4 protein-coding genes and 1 pseudogene are annotated in these 3,653 nt (G+C 65.2%); all 5 read left to right on the top strand.

All coding sequences use genetic code 11. The features are described 5' to 3' along the window. Nucleotides 1-120: 120 nt before the first annotated feature. A complete protein-coding gene (locus VXJ24_RS11565; protein WP_430623829.1) occupies nucleotides 121-537 on the top strand; it encodes a HipA domain-containing protein in 417 nt (138 codons plus the stop codon). Nucleotides 538-992: 455 nt separating this feature from the next. Further along, nucleotides 993-1,223, top strand: a pseudogene (locus VXJ24_RS11560) (IS1/IS1595 family N-terminal zinc-binding domain-containing protein); the annotation flags it as partial. Between the two features lie 36 nt (nucleotides 1,224-1,259). Further along, nucleotides 1,260-1,451 (top strand): hypothetical protein, encoded by a 192-nt coding sequence (locus VXJ24_RS11385; protein WP_330973041.1) that lies wholly within the window; start codon nucleotides 1,260-1,262, stop codon nucleotides 1,449-1,451. A gap of 33 nt (nucleotides 1,452-1,484) precedes the next feature. Then, a complete protein-coding gene (locus VXJ24_RS11380) occupies nucleotides 1,485-1,964 on the top strand; it encodes a hypothetical protein (RefSeq protein WP_330973040.1) in 480 nt (159 codons plus the stop codon). 362 nt (nucleotides 1,965-2,326) lie between these two features. Next, nucleotides 2,327-3,523, top strand: coding sequence for a DDE-type integrase/transposase/recombinase (locus tag VXJ24_RS11375; protein ID WP_330973039.1), 1,197 nt, complete (start codon nucleotides 2,327-2,329; stop codon nucleotides 3,521-3,523). Nucleotides 3,524-3,653 lie beyond the last annotated feature (130 nt).

Genomic DNA, 3,653 nt, shown 5'->3' with positions numbered 1-3,653 from the left:
GCTGGGACCTCCTGCGAAATGTGGTAAGCCGGTCGGACAACCGAAGCCTAACCCACGATGCCCCACAGAGGGCCCTTGTTTCTTGAATGAGGTTCCAGCTGCCTTTCTCCATATCGTCTAGTGGATTGGTGTCGAGATCCCCTCCCCCAGCTCGAATCCCTGTTCACGCGCGTCGCCTTGTCCATTGCCTTGCACAACACAGACGACCACCTACGGAACTTGGGCCTCCTTCGAAAAGGAGGGAGCTGGGTTCTCTCCCCCGTATTTGACGTCAACATCAATCCCGATCCAGGGAAACAGCGCGTCACGTCGGTCTTTGGCGAGACGGGCAGGTCCGAGATCGACGGACTGCGGGAGCTGGCAGAAGCATGTGGCCTAACAGCCGAGAAGAGCGCATCTGCGGTCGCAAGGGTGGTAGGCACGGCACATTCGTGGAGAAGCCTTGCAAGGCGAAACGGTTGCAAGGCGGCGGAGGCCGAACTGATGGGCCGCGTCGTGGACGAGCGTATCCAGGCGTTAAACGAGGCGTTCAGCTAAGTCGCGCGAATTGGAGCCCCTGCCTCCAACAGATGGCAACGTTCCTGCTCCTCCACAGGCGCATGGCCGGGGGGGACCTCGCTCGACGACGAGGCCTCGGCGCGCCTCCGCCCTCTCGCAGACGACGTGAAGGCCGTGCTCTCCGTCACCCGCCCCGACGCCTCCGCGGAGGCATCCATGGGATTCCTAGCCGGGCTGGTCGACCGCTAGTTCTGAACGGGTATAGTTAGTACAGATCGCAAACCCAAGCGGGTTTATGTGGCGGGGACGCACGAGCGCCTCCGCCTAATTTTTTCTTTCCGAAAGTTTCGGAGCGTGCGGGTCAAATGCTGACTGCCGCACCTCCGCGTTATACCATTGGCGTTGCCAAACATAGAATTGCCCAAGCGGCCATCTGGCCCTATGTTTGGCGACATTCCTGACCGGATGGCCGTTTGGGCGGATAGGAATCCGCCATGGTTGCCGTCAACCCTTACGAGGGCATGGTCTCGTCCCTCGACACCGACGAATTCGACGAACTCTGCGCCGCAGCCGCTGCGCGGAAGTGCAGGAGCCTGATCGGTGCGGGAACGCTCGGCGAGGCCGTGGCTCTCTGGCGGCCGCACCCGCCGTGCCCATCTTGCGGGTCTCCCGGCTGCGCACGGGCCGGGAGGACTCCCGCCGGCCACCAGCGCTGGCGCTGTCCCGTCTGCGGATCCGCCTGCTCGGCGCTCACCGGGACGGTGCTCGAATACGGCAAGAAGGAGCTCCCGACCTGGGAGCGCTTCGTCACGTGCGTGTGCCACAGCGCGCCGATCGACCTCATCGCCGAGGTCTGCGAGATCGGGCACAGGACCGCCTTCGAATGGCGCCGCCGCGTGTTCGCCACTATCGACGGCTGCCAGGACAGGCTCGTGCTGAGCGGCCGCGTCTGAATCGACGATCTCTACCTCACCGACACCGACATCGTGCGCGGCTCCGACTTCGTCCAGAAGAGGGGCCTGTCCAAGAGCAAGATCTGCATCGCCGTCGCCATCGTCGCCTTCAGGAACGTCGTCGCCGTGACCTGCGGTCACGGCAAGCCCTCCTCCAAGCGGATCAAGGACGCCCTGCTCTCCCACATAGCCCCGGGATCGGTGATCGTGCACGACAAAGAGAGGTCGCATCCGGCACTCGTGAAGGCCGCCAAGTGCACCGACGAGTCCTACAAGGCCGACGTGGCCGACCCGGCTTACCTCGAGGCCATGGAGCTCGTGAACAGCCTCTGCTCGTGGCTCAGGCGATACCTGTTCAGGTTCCCCGGCATGAAGAAGGCAAACCTCCATTCCTGCCTGAACTGGTTCGTGCATCTCTTCCGCGTCCGCCGAGACGAGGGAAAATGGCCCAAAGCTGCAAGGGTGCTTCGCCATTTGCTCATGTCCGATTCCCATTACCGCAGCTCATGGTAACCTATCGACCCGCACGCTCCGAAACTCTCGGAATGAATATTTGTTTGCTGTTCTATCAAAGGCCGACCAGACAGAAAGCGATTCTTTGCAGCCTGATTGCTCAACATCGGCGCATGGAGATATTGGCCCAATCCCAGCGCATGCTGCATTCCAGAGACATTCCAGAGATGCCACCTCGGCCGCAAGTTCCTCGCCGCCGCACACCCAGGTCCGCAGTGGCTGATGTCCAGCCATGTAATAGCTCTGGTGAGCTGCAGATTTCTGCTTCTCTGCATCTGCCTCATGGCATCCTGCTTGGGCAAAGAGACCATAGGGGACCTCGGACAAAAACTCGGACCAAGTTCGGTCCAGGAGGGAGTCCGATGTACACCAAGGAGGAGCGCGAGGGGATACTCTGGGAGTTCCACGACAGCGGCATGAGCGTCGCCGAAGCATGTCGGCGCCTGTCCCTTTTCCCGACCCGCGCGAACCTGTATCGTTGGCTGAGGATGGAGGAGGCGGGCGAGCTCGCCGCGACCGAGATGCCGGACCGGGCCGCGCGCATGCACTGCGCGCACGGCGAGGGCAGCCCGAGGTACGCGGCGAGGGCCCGCCGGGACCGTGGGGAGGCCGAGTTGGGGGAGCCCGAGCAGACCGACTGGCGCGACTGGGGAGCCGACCTGCCGGAGGACCCGGCGGAGCGGGCGAGGATGGCGGAGGTCAAGCTCGCGGAGGCGCTGGCGGTGTTGGACGTCCTAAAAGCACCAGGCCCGGCCTCTTTGACGAGCATGGAGAAGTGGCGGGCCGGGGAGCTGGCCCGCGAGCGCTGCCCCCTCGCGAGGCTGAGGGACGTGACGGAGACGCTCTCGATCCCCAAGAGCACCTACCTCGACCAGGCGGCGAGGGCCGCCAGGGCTGACCCGAAGGCCGCCCTGCGCGCGCGGGTGCGAGCCTCCTTCGAGGCGAGCGGGGGCGCTTACGGCGCCGAGTCGGTGACCGCCGACCTGCGCTCCGGGGCGGGCGAGGCCGTCTCCTGGCGCGACCTCGAGCCCGGGGACGCGTCGACGCCCGTCATCGCCTCCGAGAAGGTCGTGCGCGCGATCATGGCCGAGGAGGGCCTCGTTCCGCGCAAGGCCGCCCAGATGGCGCGCCGGGCGAGGTGCTCGAGCTACGCCGGCGAGCTCTCCGAGCGCCCGGCGAACCTGCCGCTCGGCGAGGACGGCTCCCACGACTTCCACGCGCCCGAGCCCGGGCTGCTCGCCGTGACCGACGTCACGGAGTTCCGCCTCGACGGGTACAAGGCCTGCCTGTCGCCCGCGATCGGCTGCTTCGACGGGTGGCCGGTGTGCTGGAGGGTCTCCAGGCACCCGGACAAGGAGCTGGCGCACGGCATGCTCTCGGACCTCATCGCGGAGGTGGGGCCCACCGAGGAGAGGCCCCTGGTCCTGCACAGCGACGGAGGGGCGGTCTGCATGACCGGCGACTGGGCGTCGGCGTGCGAGGAGGGAAACGTGGTAAGGTCGATGTCGCGCAAGGCGAGGAGCGGGGACAACGCGCGGGCGGAGGGGTTATGTGCTTGAGCACATAACCCCTCTAATGCGCTGGATGCGATTATGTGCCGAGTGGGTGCCGGACGGCAGGCGGAGGGGCATATCGGCAATCCGCTGAGCACATAACGCTGTAACGTCTTCCCTGTCGGGACTGCATCCT

Origin of the sequence: Olsenella kribbiana (assembly GCF_036408795.1) — a bacterium.
GTDB classification, from domain to species: domain Bacteria; phylum Actinomycetota; class Coriobacteriia; order Coriobacteriales; family Atopobiaceae; genus Olsenella_L; species Olsenella_L kribbiana.
Note: the sequence above shows the minus strand (reverse complement) of the source record. Positions and strands in the feature narration are given on the sequence as shown.

Bases quoted from the DNA above. Each gene is read 5' to 3' on its own strand.
- VXJ24_RS11375 (WP_330973039.1), top strand. From the start codon at position 2,327: ATGTACACCAAGGAGGAGCGCGAGGGGATACTCTGGGAGTTCCACGAC.